This is a genomic window from Stenotrophomonas sp. BIGb0135, assembly GCF_024810105.1.
GTDB classification, from domain to species: domain Bacteria; phylum Pseudomonadota; class Gammaproteobacteria; order Xanthomonadales; family Xanthomonadaceae; genus Stenotrophomonas; species Stenotrophomonas maltophilia_AB.
Genome location: NZ_JANUDX010000002.1, coordinates 465,281 through 483,676, shown reverse-complemented (window position 1 = coordinate 483,676; position 18,396 = coordinate 465,281). Strand labels below are relative to the sequence as shown.

General features: G+C 69.4%; 16 protein-coding genes. 10 read left to right on the top strand and 6 right to left on the bottom strand.

The features are described 5' to 3' along the window. Positions 1 to 12: 12 nt before the first annotated feature. Positions 13 to 474 (top strand): bacteriohemerythrin, encoded by a 462-nt coding sequence (locus M2421_RS06590; protein ID WP_259204304.1) that lies wholly within the window; start codon positions 13 to 15, stop codon positions 472 to 474. Here M2421_RS06590 and M2421_RS06585 read toward each other — a convergent pair. Beyond that, entirely contained in the window at positions 455 to 1,747 is a 1,293-nt protein-coding gene (locus M2421_RS06585) for an MFS transporter (RefSeq protein WP_259204303.1), read from the bottom strand. The two genes, M2421_RS06590 and M2421_RS06585, sit on opposite strands and share 20 nt — an antisense overlap. 174 nt (positions 1,748 to 1,921) lie before the next feature. Here M2421_RS06585 and M2421_RS06580 point away from each other — a divergent pair, with 174 nt between their 5' ends. Further along, on the top strand, positions 1,922 to 2,545 hold the full coding sequence (locus M2421_RS06580; RefSeq protein ID WP_259204302.1) for a hypothetical protein: 624 nt from the start codon (positions 1,922 to 1,924) through the stop codon (positions 2,543 to 2,545). A gap of 6 nt (positions 2,546 to 2,551) precedes the next feature. Here the strand turns inward: M2421_RS06580 and M2421_RS06575 are convergent, their stop codons facing one another. Next, the gene (locus tag M2421_RS06575) at positions 2,552 to 4,054 is read right to left on the bottom strand and encodes an aldehyde dehydrogenase (RefSeq protein WP_259204300.1); all 1,503 of its coding nucleotides are present in this window, start codon (positions 4,052 to 4,054) and stop codon (positions 2,552 to 2,554) included. 108 nt (positions 4,055 to 4,162) lie between these two features. On the opposite strand from M2421_RS06575, the gene M2421_RS06570 reads away from it, so the two are divergent. From M2421_RS06570 to M2421_RS06555, 4 genes are all read left to right on the top strand, one after another. After that, the gene (locus tag M2421_RS06570; RefSeq protein WP_259204299.1) at positions 4,163 to 5,515 is read left to right on the top strand and encodes an aspartate aminotransferase family protein; all 1,353 of its coding nucleotides are present in this window, start codon (positions 4,163 to 4,165) and stop codon (positions 5,513 to 5,515) included. A 79-nt stretch (positions 5,516 to 5,594) separates the two neighbouring features. Then, the gene (locus M2421_RS06565; RefSeq protein WP_259204297.1) at positions 5,595 to 6,470 is read left to right on the top strand and encodes a plasmid replication/partition related protein; all 876 of its coding nucleotides are present in this window, start codon (positions 5,595 to 5,597) and stop codon (positions 6,468 to 6,470) included. A gap of 147 nt (positions 6,471 to 6,617) precedes the next feature. Next, positions 6,618 to 7,910: a DUF445 family protein gene (locus tag M2421_RS06560; protein WP_259204295.1), complete on the top strand. Its 1,293-nt coding sequence runs from the start codon at positions 6,618 to 6,620 to the stop codon at positions 7,908 to 7,910. A 97-nt stretch (positions 7,911 to 8,007) separates the two neighbouring features. After that, positions 8,008 to 8,406, top strand: a complete 399-nt coding sequence (locus tag M2421_RS06555) for a DUF4124 domain-containing protein (RefSeq protein WP_259204294.1) — start codon at positions 8,008 to 8,010, stop codon at positions 8,404 to 8,406. On the opposite strand, the gene M2421_RS06550 is transcribed toward M2421_RS06555, so the two are convergent. Continuing rightward, positions 8,381 to 9,610 (bottom strand): aminotransferase class V-fold PLP-dependent enzyme, encoded by a 1,230-nt coding sequence (locus M2421_RS06550; RefSeq protein ID WP_259204293.1) that lies wholly within the window; start codon positions 9,608 to 9,610, stop codon positions 8,381 to 8,383. The two genes, M2421_RS06555 and M2421_RS06550, sit on opposite strands and share 26 nt — an antisense overlap. A gap of 286 nt (positions 9,611 to 9,896) precedes the next feature. On the opposite strand from M2421_RS06550, the gene M2421_RS06545 reads away from it, so the two are divergent. From M2421_RS06545 to M2421_RS06530, 4 genes are all read left to right on the top strand, one after another. Further along, positions 9,897 to 12,128 (top strand): TonB-dependent siderophore receptor, encoded by a 2,232-nt coding sequence (locus M2421_RS06545; RefSeq protein ID WP_259204292.1) that lies wholly within the window; start codon positions 9,897 to 9,899, stop codon positions 12,126 to 12,128. Positions 12,129 to 12,245: 117 nt separating this feature from the next. Further along, positions 12,246 to 12,569, top strand: a complete 324-nt coding sequence (locus tag M2421_RS06540; RefSeq protein WP_259204290.1) for a DUF3649 domain-containing protein — start codon at positions 12,246 to 12,248, stop codon at positions 12,567 to 12,569. Then, positions 12,566 to 14,215, top strand: a complete 1,650-nt coding sequence (locus tag M2421_RS06535) for a PepSY-associated TM helix domain-containing protein (protein WP_259204289.1) — start codon at positions 12,566 to 12,568, stop codon at positions 14,213 to 14,215. Before M2421_RS06540 ends, M2421_RS06535 begins: the two co-directional genes overlap by 4 nt. Then, positions 14,212 to 14,547, top strand: coding sequence for a DUF3325 domain-containing protein (locus M2421_RS06530; protein WP_259204288.1), 336 nt, complete (start codon positions 14,212 to 14,214; stop codon positions 14,545 to 14,547). The genes M2421_RS06535 and M2421_RS06530 overlap by 4 nt, the downstream gene beginning before the upstream one ends. 380 nt (positions 14,548 to 14,927) lie before the next feature. Here M2421_RS06530 and M2421_RS06525 read toward each other — a convergent pair whose 3' ends face one another. The 3 genes from M2421_RS06525 to M2421_RS06515 all read right to left on the bottom strand — a co-directional run bounded on the left by M2421_RS06525 (position 14,928) and on the right by M2421_RS06515 (position 18,346). Further along, positions 14,928 to 15,464: a GNAT family protein gene (locus tag M2421_RS06525; RefSeq protein ID WP_259204287.1), complete on the bottom strand. Its 537-nt coding sequence runs from the start codon at positions 15,462 to 15,464 to the stop codon at positions 14,928 to 14,930. Between the two features lie 14 nt (positions 15,465 to 15,478). Beyond that, positions 15,479 to 17,623, bottom strand: a complete 2,145-nt coding sequence (rlmKL, locus tag M2421_RS06520; protein ID WP_259204286.1) for a bifunctional 23S rRNA (guanine(2069)-N(7))-methyltransferase RlmK/23S rRNA (guanine(2445)-N(2))-methyltransferase RlmL — start codon at positions 17,621 to 17,623, stop codon at positions 15,479 to 15,481. A 195-nt stretch (positions 17,624 to 17,818) separates the two neighbouring features. After that, entirely contained in the window at positions 17,819 to 18,346 is a 528-nt protein-coding gene (locus M2421_RS06515) for a hypothetical protein (RefSeq protein WP_259204283.1), read from the bottom strand. Between the last annotated feature and the right edge of the window lie 50 nt (positions 18,347 to 18,396).

The window sequence follows — 18,396 nt, the reverse complement described above, 5'->3', positions numbered from 1 at the left end:
GGGGAACGCACCATGGCACTTCTGGTCTGGCAGGACGACCTGAACATCGGCATCGACGTCATCGACCACCAGCACATGCGGATCGTGGAGATGCTCAACCACCTGCACGTGGCGCAGACCAGCCTGCAGCGGTTGGCGGTGGCCGAGGTGATCGACGAGCTGGTGGATTACACCCTGTCGCACTTCGCCTTCGAGGAAGAGCTGATGGAAGAAGCCGGCTACCCGTTCTGCGCGGCGCACAAGCGCGTGCATGAGATTTTCATCAAGCGCGTGGCCGAGTACCGCCTGCGCTTCCAGGCCGGCGAAGACATCAGCGACGAACTGCGCACCATGCTGTCGCGCTGGCTGTTCAATCACATCCGGGGCGACGACAAGGCCTATGCGCCGCAGGTCAAGCTGCACCTGAACCAGTTCGCCCGCGAGCACCAGCAGGGGGGCTGGCTGGGACGTACGCTCAAGCGCTTCTTCCGCTGAGCGCGGCGCGGCGCCCCATCGCCAGCAGCGCCAGGATGGTGACCAGCGCAGTCAGGCACAGGTAGTAGCCCACCGCGAGCAGTCCGAAGCGTTCGGCCAGCCAGGTAGCCACGTAGGGCGCCGGTGCCGCGCCGAGGATGCCGGCCAGGTTGAACGACAACGACGCACCCGTGTAGCGCACCTGCACCGGGTAGATCTCGGCCAGGAAGGTGCCGCAGGGGCCGTAGGTCAGGCCCATCAGGAACAGGCCCAGCGACAGGAAGCCGAGCACCATCCACGGGCTGCCGGCCTGGAACAGCGGCGCGAATATCACCCCGAAGGCGAGGATCAGGCCACTGGCCACGATCATCGTGCGCCGCGTGCCCCAGCGGTCGCCATACAACGCCGACAGCGGGATGCCCGCGGCGAAGAACAGGATCCCGACCATCTGCAGCAGCAGGAACTGTTCGCGGCTGTAGTGCAGCACCGTGGTGCCGTAGCCCAGGGTGAACACCGTCATCAGGTAGAACAGCACGAAGGTGGCGAAGGCGCCGAGCGTGCCCAGCACCAGGGTGACGCCGTGGTCGCGGATGACCGTCCACATCGGCAGCTTGACCCGCTCGTTGCGGTCCAGCGCCGCCTGGAACGCCGGCGTCTCGTGGATGTTCAGGCGCACCCACAGGCCGACCGCGACCAGCAGCGAGCTGGCCAGGAACGGCACGCGCCAGCCCCATTGCAGGAAGTCGGCGTCGCTCATCGCGCGACCGAGCAGCAGGAAGATGCCGGCCGACAGCAGGAACCCCAGCGGCGCGCCCAGCTGCGGGAACATGCCGTACCAGGCACGCTTGCCCGGGGGCGCGTTCTCGGTGGCCAGCAGCACGGCCCCGCCCCACTCGCCGCCCAGCCCCAGGCCCTGGCCGAACCGGCACAGCGCCAGCAATGCCGGGGCGAGGATGCCGATGCTGGCGTGGGTGGGCAGCAGGCCGATCGCCACGGTGGACACGCCCATGGTCAGCAGCGCCGCCACCAGCGTGGCCTTGCGCCCGATCCGGTCGCCATAGTGGCCGAACACCGCCGAGCCCACCGGGCGCGCGATGAAGGCCACCGCGAAGGTCGCCAGCGATTGCAGCAACGCCGCGCCATCGCTGCTTTCCGGGAAGAACAGGTGCGGGAACACCAGCACCGCGGCGGTGGCGTAGATGTAGAAGTCGAAGAACTCGATGGTGGTGCCGATCAGGCTGGCCAGCAGGATGCGGCGGGGCGAATTGGCGGCAGGTGCGGCAGGAGTCGACATCGGGTACACGCAAGGAGGCAGCTACCGGATTCTGCCACGCGCCCGGCCCGGCGCGAACGATGGTTGCAGACGTGACGGTCGGGCTGTGACCGCGCCCGCAACTGGCACACCCGCGCGGAACTCCCGGCACGACCCGCGGTCAGAGCAGGTCGATTCCGTCAGGATGGACAGGGAATGTCGTCATCGATGCAGTCCCCGCCTGCGCCACGCTGGAGCCGGCCCTGCGCGATCGCGGTAGTGATCGCCGTACACGGCCTGTTCTTGCAGGTGCTGCTGGCGCCAGCCCCGCCGGCAGGCATCGGCGAGCACGACGACCGGTTGCGCATGCGCTGGCTATCGCGCCCCGAGCCGGTGCCGCCGCCGGCGCTGAAGCGGCAATCGGCCGCCGCGGCTGCGTCTACGCCACGGCCACCGGTGCCGGCGCCGGCCCGTATCCAGGCCGTTGCCTCCCCTCCCGTAGCGGCGCCGGCGGCACGGCCGCTGGACCTGCGCGTGCCGGCGCTCGGGCCGGGCCAGGATGGCGTGGACGCGGCCACCTTCGTCGCGCCGGTCATCGGGCGGCGCGAGGTACACGCCGCCTTCGCGCCACCGCCCCGCCGCTTCCGCATGAAGCGCGGCCTGACCCCGGAGCAGCTCGTGCAGGGCATCGCGCAGGCCCTGCAGATGTGGCCGCCGGGCTACGTCGTCGATCCTTGCCGGCTGAGCACCGCGCAGGTGGACTATTTCCAGAACGCGGTGGACGAGCGCGACCGCGACCTGCTGCGCGAGGCGCTGGTCAGCCAGCGCCAGGACTGCTGAGCGGGCTCACTCGCCCAGGTGGATCCAGGTGGCCTTGATCTCGGTGTACTTGTCGAAGGCGTGCAGGGATTTGTCGCGGCCGATGCCGGACTGCTTGTAGCCACCGAACGGCGCGGTCATGTCGCCGCCATCCCATTGGTTGACCCAGACGCTGCCGGCACGCAGTTGGCGCGCCACCCGATGCGCGCGGCCCAGGTCGCGCGTCCACAGGCCGGCGGCCAGCCCGTAGCTGGAATCATTGGCCAGGCGCAGCGCATCGGCCTCGTGGTCGAAGCCAAGCACCGCCAGCACCGGGCCGAAGATCTCCTCGCGGGCGATCGCGTGGCCTGCATCGACCTCGTCGAACACGGTCGGCTGCACGTAGCTGCCACCGGCCACCACCTCCACCCGCTTGCCGCCCAGCAGCAGGCGCGCGCCCTCGGCCTGACCGCGGTTGATGTGCGCCAGCACGTGCTCGGCATGGGCCGCATCGACCAGCGCGCCCATCGGCGCGTCCGGGTCGAACGGATGGCCCGGCTGCATGCGCCGCGCATGGGCCAGCACCCGGGTCACGAATTCGTCCTGGATGGAGCGCTGCACCAGCAGCCGCGAGGCCGCGGTGCAGACCTCGCCCTGGTTGTAGAAGATGCCGGTGGCCGCCGCCTGCGCGGCCTTGTCCAGGTCCGGCGCGTCGGCGAACACCAGGTTCGGGCTCTTGCCACCGCATTCCAGCCAGGTCCGCTTGAGGTTGGACAAGCCCGCACACTGCAGCAACCGCCGGCCCACTGCGGTGGACCCGGTGAAGGCCAGTGCATCCACGTCCATGTGCAGCGCCAGCGGCTCGCCGGCGCGCGTACCGTCGCCGGGCAGCACGTTGAACACGCCATCGGGGATGCCGGCCTCGGCGACCAGCGCGGCCAGCCGGATCGCACTCAGGGGCGAGCGTTCGGAGGGCTTGAGGATCAGCGAATTGCCCGCGGCCAGCGCCGGGGCGATCTTCCAGCAGGCCATCAGCAACGGGAAATTCCACGGCACGATCGCGGCGACCACGCCGACCGGCTCGCGACTGACCAGGCCCAGCGTATCCGGCGCGGTGGGGGCGATCTCGCCGTACACCTTGTCGATCGCCTCTGCGGTCCAGCGCAGGCAGCGCACCGCGCCCGGCAGGTCGCCCTGGCGCGCGTCGCGCACCGGCTTGCCCATGTCCAGGCTTTCCAGCAGGGCGAGCTCGTCGGCATGTTGTTCGACCAGGTCGGCCAGGCGCAGCAGGATCTTCTTGCGCTGCACCGGCGCGGCGCGCGACCAGTGGCCGGCGTCGAAGGCACGCCGCGCGGCAACCACCGCGCGCTCCACGTCGGCGGCACTGCAGTCGGCCACCTGGGCCAGTACGCGGCCGTCGATCGGGCTGATGCAGGCAGCGCGCGCGCCATCGGCGGCATCGACGTACCGTCCATCGATGAAGGCCTGCGCATGCACCACCAGTGCGTCGGCCTGGGCCTGCCATTCCTCGCGGGTGCGGACAGTCGTCATCACGGTCTCCAGCAGCGGTATCGGCCCCCTTTATACCCAGCGCGCCGGCCCCGCGCCGTGACGCATCTGCGATAGAGTCGTGACCATCCGGTCCCTGCGGAGTTGCCGATGCGCCGTGCCGAAAGCCCGTTGTCGTCCCTGTCCCAGCAGCGCCCCGAGTCGCTGGAGGCGTTCTGGATGCCGTTCAGCGCCAACCGCCAGTTCAAGGCCGCGCCACGCCTGCTGGTGCGGGCCGAGGGCATGTACTACCACGATGTCGACGACCGCCCGATCCTGGATGCCGCCGCCGGGCTGTGGTGCTGCAATGCCGGCCACGCCCGCCCGCGGATCGTGCAGGCCATCCAGCAGCAGGCCGCCACGCTGGACTTCGCCCCGCCCTTCCAGATGGGCTCGCCATTGCCCTTCGTGCTGGCCCAGCGGCTGGCCGCGCTGGCCCCGGCAACGCTCAACCACGCATTCTTCAGCAACTCCGGCTCCGAAGCGGTGGATACCGCGATGAAGATCGTGCTCGGCTACCACCGCCTGCGCGGCGAGGGCCAGCGCACGCGCTTCATCGGGCGCGAAAAGGCCTACCACGGGGTCGGTTTCGGCGGCCTGTCGATCGGCGGTCTGCCCAACAACCGCAAGCAGTTTGGCGCGTTGCTGGCCGGCAGCGATTTCCTGCGGCATACCCTGGACCTGCAACGCAACGCGTTCAGCCCCGGCCTGCCGCGCAACGGTGCCGAGCTCGCCGAGGACCTGGAGCGGCTGATCGCGCTGCATGATGCCTCCACCATTGCCGCGGTGTTCGTCGAACCGGTGGCCGGCTCGGCCGGGGTGATCCTCCCGGCCCCGGGCTACCTGCAACGGCTGCGCGAAATCTGCGACCAGCACGGCATCCTGCTGGTGTTCGACGAGGTCATCACCGGCTTCGGCCGGGTCGGCAACGCCTTCGCCGCGCAGCGCTTCGGGGTCACTCCGGACCTGATGACCCTCGCCAAGGGGCTCACCAACGGCGCGGTGCCGATGGGCGCCACGCTGGTCTCCGATGCGGTGCATGCCGCCTACATGCAGGGCCCGCCGGCGGCGATCGAGCTGTTCCATGGCTATACCTATTCGGCCCACCCGCTGGCCTGCGCGGCCGCGTTGGCCACCCTGGACACCTACGCCGAGGAGCACCTGTTCGAGCGCGCGATCGAACTGGGCGAGTACTGGCAGTCGGCGCTGCACAGCCTGCGCGGGCTGCCGCACGTGATCGACATCCGCAACTTCGGGCTGGTCGGCGCGGTGGAACTGATGCCCCGCAAGGATGCCCCGGGCGCGCGCGGCTACGAGGTGTTCGAGCGCTGCTTCCGCGACGGCGGGCTGCTGGTGCGCTGTACCGGCGACGTGATCGCGCTGTCGCCGCCGCTGATCATCGACAAGGCGCAGATCGACCGGATCGTGGAGATCCTGGGCGACATGATCAACGCCACCGGCTGAGCCTGAATCCCCGGGCGACGACGGCGACCGCCGCGATCCTTACAATGGTCGGTCACGTTTCGCTCGCGTACCGGATTGCATGGACATTGTCGTCAAAGAAGAACTCAAGGCCTACATCGATCCCCTGACCCCCGACGAGCACGACGCCCTGGAGCGCAGCATCCTGGCCGAAGGCTGCCGCGATGCACTGGTGTTGTGGGGTGATGTGCTGGTGGACGGACACAACCGCTACGGCATCTGCCAGAAGCACGGGCTGCCGTTCCAGACCGTGCAGAACACGCGCTTCCAGTCGATGGACGACGTGCACCTGTGGATGATCGAGCAGCACCTGGGCCGGCGCAGCGTCTCGGACTTCCAGCGTGGCGTGCTGGCCCTGCGCAAGCGCGACATCCTGGCCGAGCGCCACCGTATCGAGCAGGCCGAGCTGCAGAAGGAAAGCGACGGCGAGATTGCCGATGCCGCCGTGGCCAGCGATGAAGACAGCCCGCCGTGGGCACCGGCCCCGAAGGTCAGCCGTGCCGACATGGCGCGCGAGGCCCGCCTGAGCAGCAGTCAGGTGACGATGATCGAGCGCATCCACAAGCAGGCCGCGCCGGAGCTGGTCGAAGCGGTCAAGACCGGCGTCATCTCGATCAGCGCGGCCGCGGCGGTGGCCGACCTGCCCGAAGAGGAGCAGCGCGCGGCGGCGGTCGGCGGCAAGGACGAACTGAAGCAGGCGGCCAAGCGCGTGCGCGAGGCCAAGCGCAAGCCGCGCAAGCCGGTACAGGAGGTGCTGCACAGCGCCGATGACGGCATGGAAATCGACCCGAGCCGGGAGGCCGAGATCGCCGAGGCGCTCACTGCGCTGGGCGAAGGCCCGGCCGAGCTGCGCCAGCGCGTAATCGCCCTGACCCTGGAAAACGACGCCCTGCGCCAGCAGCTGGCCGCGCTGCGCAGGCAGTTGGCCGAGGCCTGAGGTCGTGCCGGCCGTTGGCCGGCACCCGCCTCAACGCGCGGCGGGATGAACGTGGTTGCCGGCCAACGGCCGGCACGGCGGTACTTCGTCGGAGGGGGTGCGGCCGGCACCACCGAACGCTCATGCGGGGATGGGTAGACTGGACCGATGACGCCCATCTCATCCCCCGACCCGCGCCGCGCCCAACTACGCCGCCTCAAGCTGATCGCGCTGGCCATGCTGCTGGCGATGCTGGCCGGCTTTGTGATCAGCCACCTGCAGGGCGAACGCGGCATCTGGGCCTGGGTCTCGGCCTTCTGCGAGGCCGCCGCGGTGGGCGCGCTGGCGGACTGGTTCGCGGTGGTGGCCTTGTTCCGCCGTCCGCTCGGCCTGCCGATCCCGCACACCGCGATCATCCCGCACAGCAAGGAGCGCATCGCCGACAGCCTGGCGGTGTTCGTGCGCGACCAGTTCCTGGAACCGCAGGCGCTGTTGGCGCGGTTGCAGGTCTTCGACCCGGCCAGCCGGCTCGGCAGCTGGCTGGCCGATCCGGCGCGCTCCAGGCTGCTGGCCGACATGGCCCGCGGCTGGGCCCTGCAGGCGCTGGATTTCCTCGACGAGGCCGCGGTCCGGCGCAGCATCCAGGGCTTCGTGATCCAGCAGTTGCGGCAGTGGAATGCCGCGGCGACCGCCGGTGAACTGCTCGGCCTGCTCACCGCCGACAACCGCCACCAGCGCGTGCTCGATGAAGGCCTGACCCGGGTCGGCGAGTGGCTGGACACCCCCGCGGTCAAACAGCGCGCCTCCGAACTCATCGTGCGCTACATCCAGCGCGAATGGCCCAAGCTGGCCAGCACGGTGAACTGGGTCAAGCCGATCGACGAGATCGGCGACAGCCTGGCCGAGCGCATGGCGCACGCGGTGCTGGGCGAGCTGCAGCAGATCCTGGCCCAGCCCGAGCATCCGCTGCGCCGCGACTACGAGACCTGGCTGGCCGACTATATCCAGCGCCTGCGCAGCGACCCGGCGCTGGCCGGGAAGATCGACCAGATCAAGCAGCAGGTGATCGACCACCCGGCCGTGCAGGACTATGTGCAGGGGCTGTGGGAGCGCATCCACGCCAGCCTGCGCGCCGACCTCTCCAGCGAAGACTCCGCGCTCGCCGGCCACCTGCGCCGCAGCCTGGCCTCGGTCGGCCAGGCCCTGCAGGACGATCCCTCGTTGCGCGAGGCACTCAACCAGCACCTCATGGACGGCGCCGAACGGCTCACCAGCCGCCTGCGCGAGGGCGTCACCCAGCACATCGCACAGACCGTCAAGGGCTGGGACGAGCGCCACCTGGTCGAACAACTGGAACTGAGCGTCGGCCGCGACCTGCAGTTCATCCGCTTCAACGGCACCCTGGTCGGTGGCCTGATCGGCCTGCTGCTGCACGCGCTGACGGTGTGGATGCACTGGTAGCACGGCCAGCCGGTTGACGAATTGACCGGGTGTTTTTGTGAAATGGTTCGCGTATTCTGCCGCGCATTCCGGGCCGGAGTGGCCCACAGGGGGAATCATGCGACGAACCATTTTCGTGCTGGCGCTGTGTGCGCTGGCCGGCAGCGCCCATGCCGGGCGCGTCTACAAATGCCTGGCCGGCGGCCAGACCAGCTACCAGACCGTGCCCTGCGCGCCCGAGCACGATACCGGCGTGACCCGGCCGATCACCAAGGACCCCAACCTCACCTGGGAAGAGCGCAGCCGCGCCCAGCGCGAGCTGTACGACGCGCGCCGGCGCATGCAGGCCGACGCCGGCCGGGGCCAGCCGGCGGTGCGTGGCACCGTCATCGATGGCGCGGTGGACCCGGAGAAATGCGAGGACCTGCGCATGCGCCGCGAGATCAGCGAGGCCTTCGGGCGCGCACCGCCGCCGCGCATCGACGACGAGATCAAGAAGGCGTGCGCGACGCGCTGAGCGCCCGCACCGCCGCCACCAGCGCGTCCATCTGCGCCGGCGTGCTGAAGATGCCCGGGGTGGCGCGCAGGCAGGCACCGGAGGCCAGCCCGTCGCGCGGCACCACGAACACACCGGACTGCCGGACCATGCGCTCGGCGGTGGCCGTGTTGGCGGCCATGCTGGCCTGCCCGCGCAGGCGGAAGGACGCGATCGCGCTGGACAGGCGCGGGTCGGGCGATGCCAGCAGTTGCACGCGATCGTCCCCGGCCAGCGCCTCCAGCCAGCGGTTGCGCAGGTACAGCAGGCGGGCGCGCTTGTTGGCCACGCCGATCCGCTGGTGCAGTTCAAGCGCGACCGGCAGCGCCAGGTAGGCGGCGAAGTTGACCGTGCCGGTGTGGATGCGGGTACCGATGTCATCGTGGTCGGCTTCGCCCATGTAGGGGTCGAGGTCACGTACGCGGCCACGGCGCACGTACATCGCCCCCATCCCCACCGGCGCACCGATCCACTTGTGCAGGTTGATGCCGACGAAATCCACGCCGAGTGCGCGCAGCGGCGTCTCCACCTGGCCGATGCCATGCGCGGCATCCAGCATCACCTCCACGCCTGCGGCACGCGCCATCGCGGCGATCTCGGCCACCGGCAGCAGCATGCCGTTGCGGTGGTTGACCTGGGTAAGCAGCAACAGCCGCGTGCGCGGGTAGCGCGCCAGCGCCTGGCGATAGGCCTCGATCACACTGTCATGGTCGAATGGCTCGGGCAGCGCGATGTGCTGCACCTCCACCCCGCGGCGCGCCCGCAACCACTGCATCGCCGCGATCATGCTGTCGTAGTCGGTATCGGCGTACAGCACGCCGTCCCCCGGGGCCAGCGCGTTGTAGCCGCCGATCAATGCCTGCATCGCCTCGGTGGCGCCGCGGGTGAGCACGATCTCATCGGTCTCCACGCCGAGGGCCTCGGCCAGCTGCACGCGGGCCTGGTCGAACAGCGGCGGGAACGCCAGCCGCCCGAACCAGGCGTTGCCGGCGTTCACCGTGGCCGTGGCCTGCTGGTAGGCGTGCAGCACCGGCCGCGCCATCGCCCCCCAGTAGCCGTTGTCGAGCATGACCACCTCGTCGGTGAGGTCGTACAGCGCGCGCACCTGCCCCCACCAGGCCTCGTCGCCGGCCAGTTGCGCAGGCGAGCGCCCATCGATTGCAGGCAGCGCCACCGGATCGCTCATCGATTTTCCTGTTGTGTTCGGGGACGCCAGTATGGCCACGCCGACGTGTCGAACCCATGCAGGACGCTTGCCGAACGAAATGATAATGACTATCATTCAGGCAATGGGTGTACGCCCAGCCCATCGGCTCCGACGCCACCCTGCGTGCCTCGCCGCCTGCGCCCCGCGTACATCCCCTGCTTCGATTCCGTACCTGCCGGTGTTGCCGCCGGCAACGTGGCGTCGCGCCCGGCGCGGCCCGCAATGGATTGCATTGACGCCACTTCACCCCTTAGGAATGCCTGACATGTCTGCCGCACCTGCCTCGCCGCCGTCCCGACCGTCGCTGCTCGCCCTTGCCCTGCTCGCCGCGCTTGCCGGGCATGCCCCCATGGCGCTGGCAGACGCCGCGCCGGCCGACGCCACCACGCTGGACACGGTCAAGGTCACCGCCGACGGCGATATCCCCACCTCGTACACGGTCAAGCAGGCGCGCACCGCGACCAAGCTGGACCTGTCGCTGCGCCACACGCCGCAGTCGGTGACCGTGGTCACCCGACAGCGCCTGGATGACATGGGCCTGTACGCGCTGTCGGACGTGATGGGCCAGGTCACCGGCGTGCATGTCTCGGTCACCGACAGCGAGCGCATCAGCTACATCTCGCGTGGCTATGCCATCAACAACTTCCAGATCGACGGCATGCTCAACACGTTCGGCGGGTCGCTCAAGACCAACACCGACAGCGTGATCTACGAACGCATTGACGTGGTGCGCGGCGCCACCGGCCTGACCACCGGCGCTGGCGACCCCTCGGGCACGATCAACATGGTGCGCAAGCGCCCGACCACCGACGTGGCGATGAGCGCCGGGCTCACCGTGGGCCGCTGGGGCAACCAGCGCCTGGAAGCGGACATCGGCGGCCCGATCGCGCTGGAGGGGCGCGTGCGTGCACGTTTTGTCGCCGCCAAGCAGCAGAGCGATTCGTTCCGTGATGTCTACGCGCTGGACAAGGACGTGTTCTACGGCATCGTCCAGGCCGACCTCGGCGACCGTACCCTGCTGGAAGTGGGCTATGACTACCAGTCGCCCAGGACCACCGGCGTCACCTGGGGCGTGGTGCCGTACTGGGGCGCCGATGGCAAACCGGCCAACCTGCCGCGCTCGACCAACCTGTCCGCCACCTGGAGCAGCTGGCCGATCGTGGAGAAGACCACCTTCGCGCGGCTGGAACAGCAGCTGGGCAACGGCTGGTCGCTCAAGGCGGCCGCCACCCAAGCCAAACGCGATACCGACGGCGACGTCTGGTACGGCGCCTCGGGCTATCCGCGCGCGGACGGCACCGGCGTGTCCGGCTTCATCTCGCACTTCGCCGAGCGCAGCCGGATGAACGTGTTCGACCTCAATGCGAGCGGCCCGTTCCAGTTGTTCGGCCGCGAACATGAGCTGGTGGTCGGCATCGGCCAGTCGGTGCGCAAGGGCGAAGTGCCCGCCGCCGACTACGACTACACCGGCGCCTACGACCAGGTCCCGGACTGGCGGCATTGGACCGGCGATGTCCCCCCGCTGCCGGTGACCCGTTACGACTGGCTGTCCTCGGAAAACGAACTCAAGCAGAAGGCCGCCTACCTGGCTGCGCGCCTGCAGTTGGCCGACCCGCTGCTGGCGGTGGTCGGCGCGCGGTACGGCAGCTGGGAAACCCGCACCTGGGCCTACACCCACGACGAGGCCGGCAGGCTCACCGGCACCACCCGCGGCGGCTACAAGCCCGACGATTCGCTCACGCCCTACCTGGGCGTGATCTACGACGTCAGCCGCGATCTCAGCGCCTATGTCAGCTACACCGACATCTTCCAGCCGCAGAACTACCGCGACCGCAACAACAGCTACCTCGAGCCGGTGGTCGGCGACATGTGGGAAGCCGGCCTGAAGGGCGAGTTCTTCGGCGGTCGCCTCAATGCGTCGGCTGCGGTATTCAAGGGCGAGAAGGACAACGTGGCCGAGGTGGACGATTCGGTACCGCCGGGTGCGTTGCCCGATGGCACCGATGCCTACCGCTCCACCGGCAAGGGCAACAAGGTCAAGGGCTGGGAGCTGGAAACCCAGGGCAGCATCACCGAGACCTGGAACATCTCCGGTGGCTTTGCCCACACCACCGTGCGTAACCAGGCCGGCGTGGCACAGAACACCACCAACCCGGTGGACACCTTCCGCCTCAACACCAGCTGGCGCCCGGGCGTTGCGGGAAACCGGCTGTCGCTGGGCGGCGGGGTGACCTGGCAGAGCAGGATCTACCGCAACAGCACCAAGCCCCGCGCCGATTACCTGACCAGCGGCCGCACCGAATCGGCGCTGATCACCCAGGACGCGTTCTACCTGGTCAACGTGTTCGCCGGCTATCGCTTCACCCCGAATTTTTCGGCGCAGCTCAACATCAACAACCTGCTCGACAAGAAGTACTACAGCAACGTCGGTTTCTACAACGGCGTGTACTGGGGCGAGCCGCGCAACGTGATGGCGACCCTGCGCTGGACGCTGTAACCGTTCTCCAAGGGAACGTTGCCCTGTGCAGCGACACGGCCATGGACGGCCACTATTCCATGCATCACCGGCCGCGGCCGGTGATGTCCGTTGATCGACTCTACATGGCAGGTTCCCGTGGACAGCACGCCTGACGCCAGCTGGTTCAGCCGTTTCGGACGTTTCTTCGCCCGCCCCTGGTCGGGGGTGCTGTCGCGCTCGCTGGCCGCCATCTTCGGTGGCTATGCGCTGGCGGCAACCTGTTCGATGTTCTTCGCCGTAGCCCTGCCGATCGCGCGCGGGCAGGCCGTCCTGACCGGCATGATGGTGGCCATCGTGCTGTGCGCCTGCGCGGCCCTGTGGGCCTTTGCCACCCGCACCGCGCTGCGCGCCTGGGTGGGCATCGCCCTGCCGACCGCCGCGTTCTGGATCGGCACCGCCCTGCTGAGGACCAGCGCATGAAGAACGGATTCCGCCAGTCGATGGCCTGGCTGCACACCTGGACCGGGTTGCTGGTCGGCTGGCTGCTGCTGCTGATCTTCATGGCCGGCACCGCCAGCTACTACCGCGAGGAGATCAGCCGCTGGATGCGCCCGGAGTTGCCGCGCAGTACGGTCACCAGCGAGGTGGCCGCCGAGCGCGCGATCGCGTTCCTGCAGCACAAGGCACCGCAGGCCGAAAGCTGGAACGTGACCCTGCCCGACCCGCGCAACCCGGCGATGCGGATGTTCTGGCGCAACCCCGAATCGATGGTCAAGCCACCGGCCGAGGGCGAGAAGCGCCGTCGCCGCGGCGGCGGGCGCTTCGGCGACGCCACCGTCGACCCGGGCACGGGTGAGGAAGTGGCCGCGCGCGAAACCCGCGGCGGCGATTTCTTCTACCGCCTGCATTTCGACCTGCACTACATCCCGGTGCTGTGGGCCCGCTACCTGGTCGGCTTCTGCGCGATGTTCATGCTGGTGGCGATCATCACCGGGGTGATCACCCACAAGAAAATCTTCAAGGACTTCTTCACCTTCCGCAAGGACAAGGGCCTGCGGTCGTGGCTGGACTTCCATAACGTCAGCGCGGTGATGGCCCTGCCCTACCACGCGATGATCACCTACACCGGCATCGTCACGCTGATGTTCATGTACCTGCCGTGGGGGGTGAACGTGGCCTACCCCAAGGACGAGGAGGCGTTCTTCAGCGAGGCCTTCGCGCGCCTGGCCGACATCGACACCCCGACCGAAGGCACCGCCACCGCGCTGCCGATCCAGCAGCTGCTGGACGCTGCGCGCGCGGAATGGAAGGGCGCGCAGGTCAGCGGGTTCACGCTGTACCACCCCGGCGGCGCCAATGCGGTGATCGATGTGTACCAGCGCGACGGCAAGCGCCTGTCGGTGGATACCCCATCGCTGCGCTATGACGCGGTGAACGGAACGCTGATCGAGGCCAGCCCGCTGTCCGGTGGCGCCACCCAGACCCGCGGGGTGATGTACGGCCTGCACCTGGCGCGCTTCGCCGATTGGGGGCTGCGCGCGCTGTTCTTCGTGTCCGGGCTGATCGGCTGCCTGATGGTGGCCAGCGGCGTGGTCCTGTGGGCGGTGAAGGAACGGCCCAAGCATGCCAAGTCCGGCAGGATCGGCGTCGGCCTGCGCCTGGTGGACGCGCTCAACATCGGCGCGGTGGCCGGCCTGCCGATCGCGTTTGCGGCCTACTTCCTGGGCAACCGGCTGTTGCCCGTGCAGCTTGCCGAACGCGCCGATGCGGAAGCCAACGTCTTCTTCTACGCATGGGGCGCGGCGCTGCTGGCCGCCTTCCTCTGGCCGAAACGGCTGATGTGGGCATGGCAGCTGTACCTGGGCGCGGCGCTGTTCGCGTTGATCCCGGTGGTCAACGCGCTCACCACCCACGCGCACCTGGGCGTGACCCTGCGCAACGGTGACTGGGTGCTGGCCGGGTTCGACCTGGTGATGCTCGCCTTCGGCGCCATGTTGGCGTACTGCGGCCTGCGCATGCAGCGCTGGCAGCCGGCGCTGAGCGCGGCCGAGAAGAAGAAGCGCCAGGCGGCCACGGCGGCGGCAGCCAAGGCCCAGGCAAGCGCGGGCACGGAGGTCAACGCATGATGCTGCTGGCGATCGCCGTGTGCTTCTCGTCCTTCACCGCGTTGTCGCTGGCAATGGACAAGCACCAGCTCGACCTGCACGGCAAGGCGGCAGCCACGCCTGCGCGCATGCGGCTGTGGCGCTGGCTGGGCTGGACGCTGCTGGCGCTGGGCTTCGGGCTGTGCGTATGGGACCACGGCTGGGCCGCCGGCCCGGTGCTGTGGCTGGGGGCGATGACGGTCAGCGGCATGCTGATCGCCTTTGGCCTGTACCCGTTCCGACCGCGCTGGATCGCGCCGCTGGCGTGGGTGTTGCCGCTGGTGGGACTGGTGGTGGCGGTGGTCGCGCGCTGAGGCGTCGTGCCGGGCTGTGCCCGGTGATCGATGTTGCGTGGAGAGCAGCCGACCAACGGTCGGCTCTACGGGTCAGCCAGCCGCCGGGCAGGCGTTGGGGATGAGGGATCTGCACGTCGTGCCGGGCTGTGCCCGGCAATCGATGTTGCGCGGAGAGCAGCCGACCAACGGTCGGCTCTACGGGATCAACCGGCCACCGGGCAGGCGTGGCGGATCAGGGATCTGCACGTCGTGCCGGGCTGTGCCCGGCAATCGATGTTGCGCGGACAGCAGCCGACCAACGGTCGGCTCTACGGGGTCAACCAGCCGCCGGTCAGGCGTGGCGGATCAGGGATCTGCACGTCGTGCCGGGCTGTGCCCGGCGCAACGGGGTTACCCGGTCAGGGAACGAGTGAAAACATGTGCGCGTCGGCAGGACGACCGTCGATGACCAGCCGGTTGCGCGCCACGCCTTCGCGCAATGCGCCGGACTTCACCGCCACCCGTTCGCTGGCCAGGTTGCCCACCGCCACCACGATCTCCACCCGTTGCAGGCCCAGCGGCCCGAACGCCTGGGCAGCCAGTGCCCGGACAACGCGGGGCGCCACGCCCTGGCCACGGCAGGACTGCCGCACCCAGTAGCCCAGGTTGCAGAACCGGGGATCGTGCTGGATCTTGTTCAATCCCGCGCCGCCGACAAACGCGGCCGTGTCCTGCTCGAATATCCCGTACTCGCAGGCCGAGCCTGCCGCCCAGCCATCGCGGCAGGCGTCGAACCACTGCAGCGCCTGGTCGGCGCTGTAATCGGCTGAAGACCACGGCATCCAGCGCTGCATGCCCAGGGCCGACTCGCGCACCGACGCCGCGAACGCGGCGGCATCGGCCTCCTCGAAAGGACGCAGGAGGAGGCCGTCGGCGTGGAGGGGGCGATCGTCCATGGCGGCCCCGTCCGTCATGCGCTGTAGCGGCGCAGTTCCCAGGCGCGATGGATGCGCGGGTTGCGTTCGAAATCCTCACCGATGGTGTCGGCGGAGATCTCCTTGCACTCGGCGAATTCCCTGATCGCGTCTTCGTCCAGCTTGAAACGGCGGAAGTTGTTGGAGAAGTACAGCACGCCCTCCGGACTCAACCGCGCCACGGCCGCGCGCAGCAGGCGCACGTGTTCGCGCTGCACGTCGAAGTCTTCGGCGCGCGCGGAATTGGAGAAGGTCGGCGGATCGCAGAAGATCACGTCGAAGCGATGGCGCTCGGCTTCCAGCCAGGCCAGTGCATCGGCCTGGATCAACTGGTGGGCGCTGCCGCCCTTGCCGTTCAGCGCCAGGTTGTCGGCGCACCACTGCAGGTAGGTGCCGGACAGGTCCACGCTGGTGGTCGATGCCGCGCCGGCGACCGCGGCCTGCACGCTGGCCACGCCGGTGTAGCAGAACAGGTTGAGGAAGCGCTTGCCGATCGCTTCCTGGGCCATGTGCCAGCGCAGCGGGCGATGGTCCAGGAACAGGCCGGTATCGAGGTAGTCGAACAGGTTCACCCGCAGCAGCGCGTCGTTCTCGCGGACCAGCACGAACTCGCCGCGCTGTTCGAAACGACCGTACTTGCTGCCGCCCTTGCCGCGTTCGCGCGACTTCAGCGCAACCTGCTCGGCCGGCACCTGGAACACCTCGCGTGCGGCCGACAACAACTCGTTGCGACGGCGGCGCACGTCCACGTCGGGGATGGTCGCCGGGGCGGCATATTCCTGCACGTGCAGGAAGGTGCGGCGGGCGCCGGCATCTTCTTCGTACACGTCGATGGCCGCCGCGTACTCGGGCAGGTCGGCGTCGTAGACGCGATAGCAGGTGATGGCCTCGCGGGCGCGCCAGTTCTTGAACTTCTTGATGTTCTTGCGCAGGCGGTTGGCTACCATCTGCGCGCCTTCGCTGAGCTCGCGCGGCTGGCCGGCGTTCTCGCGCTGCGGCACCGCGATCGGGTCGCAGACGATCAGCGCGCACTCGATCGCGCCATTGAACAGCTGGTACTTCTTGTTGGCGCGCAGGCCGGTGGCGAAGGCCAGGTCGGCACTGCCGCACAACAGGCTGGCACGCCACTGCGGCACCGCACGCTTGAGCGCGTCGCCCAGGCGGCGGTAGAGCACCGCGTCGGCGGCCAGGCGCTCATCGTAGGGCGGGTTGCAGACCACGCAGCCGGTCTCCTGCGGCGGCACCTGCACGTCGGCGATGTCGCGCACGCCGAACCAGATCGCATGCGCGACCCCGGCGGTTTCCGCGTTCTGCTTGGCGGCATGGATCGCATGCGGGTCCACGTCGCTGCCATGGATCACCTGCTTGAGCGCGGCCAGGCCGGCCGTCTCGCGCGCGCGCGCGTCGGCCAGCAGGGTGTTCCAGGCGTCGCGATCAAAGCCAAGCCAGCGGCTCGGCGGGATGCTGCCGTGGCGCTGCAGGCCCGGGGCGACGTCGGCGGCCATCAGCGCGCCTTCGATCAGCAGCGTGCCGCTGCCGCACATCGGGTCGAGCAGGCCGCCGCCTTCGCGGTGGATCTTCGGCCAGTTGGCGCGCAGCAACACGGCGGCGGCCAGGTTTTCCTTCAGCGGCGCATCGTTCTGCGCCATGCGCCAGCCACGGCGATGCATCGGGCCACCGCCCAGGTCGATCGAGATCGTGGCCCGGCCCTTGCGCAGCGACAGGTTGATGCGCACGTCGGGGAACTCGGTGTTCACCGACGGCCGCTCCAGGCCCTGCGAGCGCAGGCTGTCGACCACGCCGTCCTTGACCCGCTGCGCGGCGAAGCGCGCGTGGGTGATCTCGGTGCCGGACACGTGCGCGTCCACCGAGAGGGTCAACTCGGGGCTGATGTGCTGCTCCCACGCCATGCCCGACACGCCCTGGTACAGCGAGCCTTCGTCGGGGCAGTCGAACTCGGCCAGCGGCCACAGCACGCGGCTGGCCAGCCGCGACCACAACACCACCTGCAGCGCCTGCGGCAGCTCGCCTTCGGCGTTGACGCCGGCGATGGTGGCGGTGGCCTTGTCCAGGCCGAGCGCCAGCAGTTCGTCGGCGAGCAGGTACTCCAGGCCCTTGGCGCAGGAAACAAAGAATTTCACGGAATCGGTATCGCAGGTCAGCGGAAGGGGGTGCCCTCGGGCACGGCACGCGGCCTGGCGCAGGCGCCAGGAGGGGCATTGTACGTGACCGGGACGGAATCGCCGGGATGCGGCCGGGCACGGCGCCGGACGCGAGCCGTCCCAGGCGCCTGACACGGGTGATGCCGGCCGTGGGCAGGCGCCCTCACGCCCCGGTCAAAGCGACCGCAGCAGTTCCTCGAACGCGGTCGCCGACGCGGCCACGTGGTTGTTGAGGCGGTGCCCGTCATCGACCAGCAGCAGCCGCGCCGAGCGCGCCTGGGCCCAGGCGATCACCTGGGCGGCCGGGATCAGTTCGTCGTGCCAGGCGTGGACCACGCTGGTGGGCACCTTGGCGGCCTCCAGCGCCGGCATCGGGCCCATGCTGGTAGGCGGCACCATCAGGAACAGGCCGCGGGTGGGCACCTGCAGCGACGCGATGGCCGAGATGTAGGCCCCCAGGCTGGAACCGGCCAGCACCACCGGGCCCTCCGCCGCCGCCTCGGTCGCCCGCGCCAGCAGGCGCTGCAGACGGGCGCGCACGTCGCCGACGCTGCTGACCTCGCGCATCGCGTCCAGGTCGGTGTAGTCGGGGCGTTCGTGGGTCCAGCCCAGGCGTTGGGCGACCTCGGCCAGCGCGGTCACCTTGGTGGCGTCCGGGCCGCTTTCGAAGCCATGGGAGAGGATGCAGTGGCCCCGGCTCATGCGTGCACCGGGCGGGTTTGGATGTGGGCAGTCATGGCGGAATGCTAGCA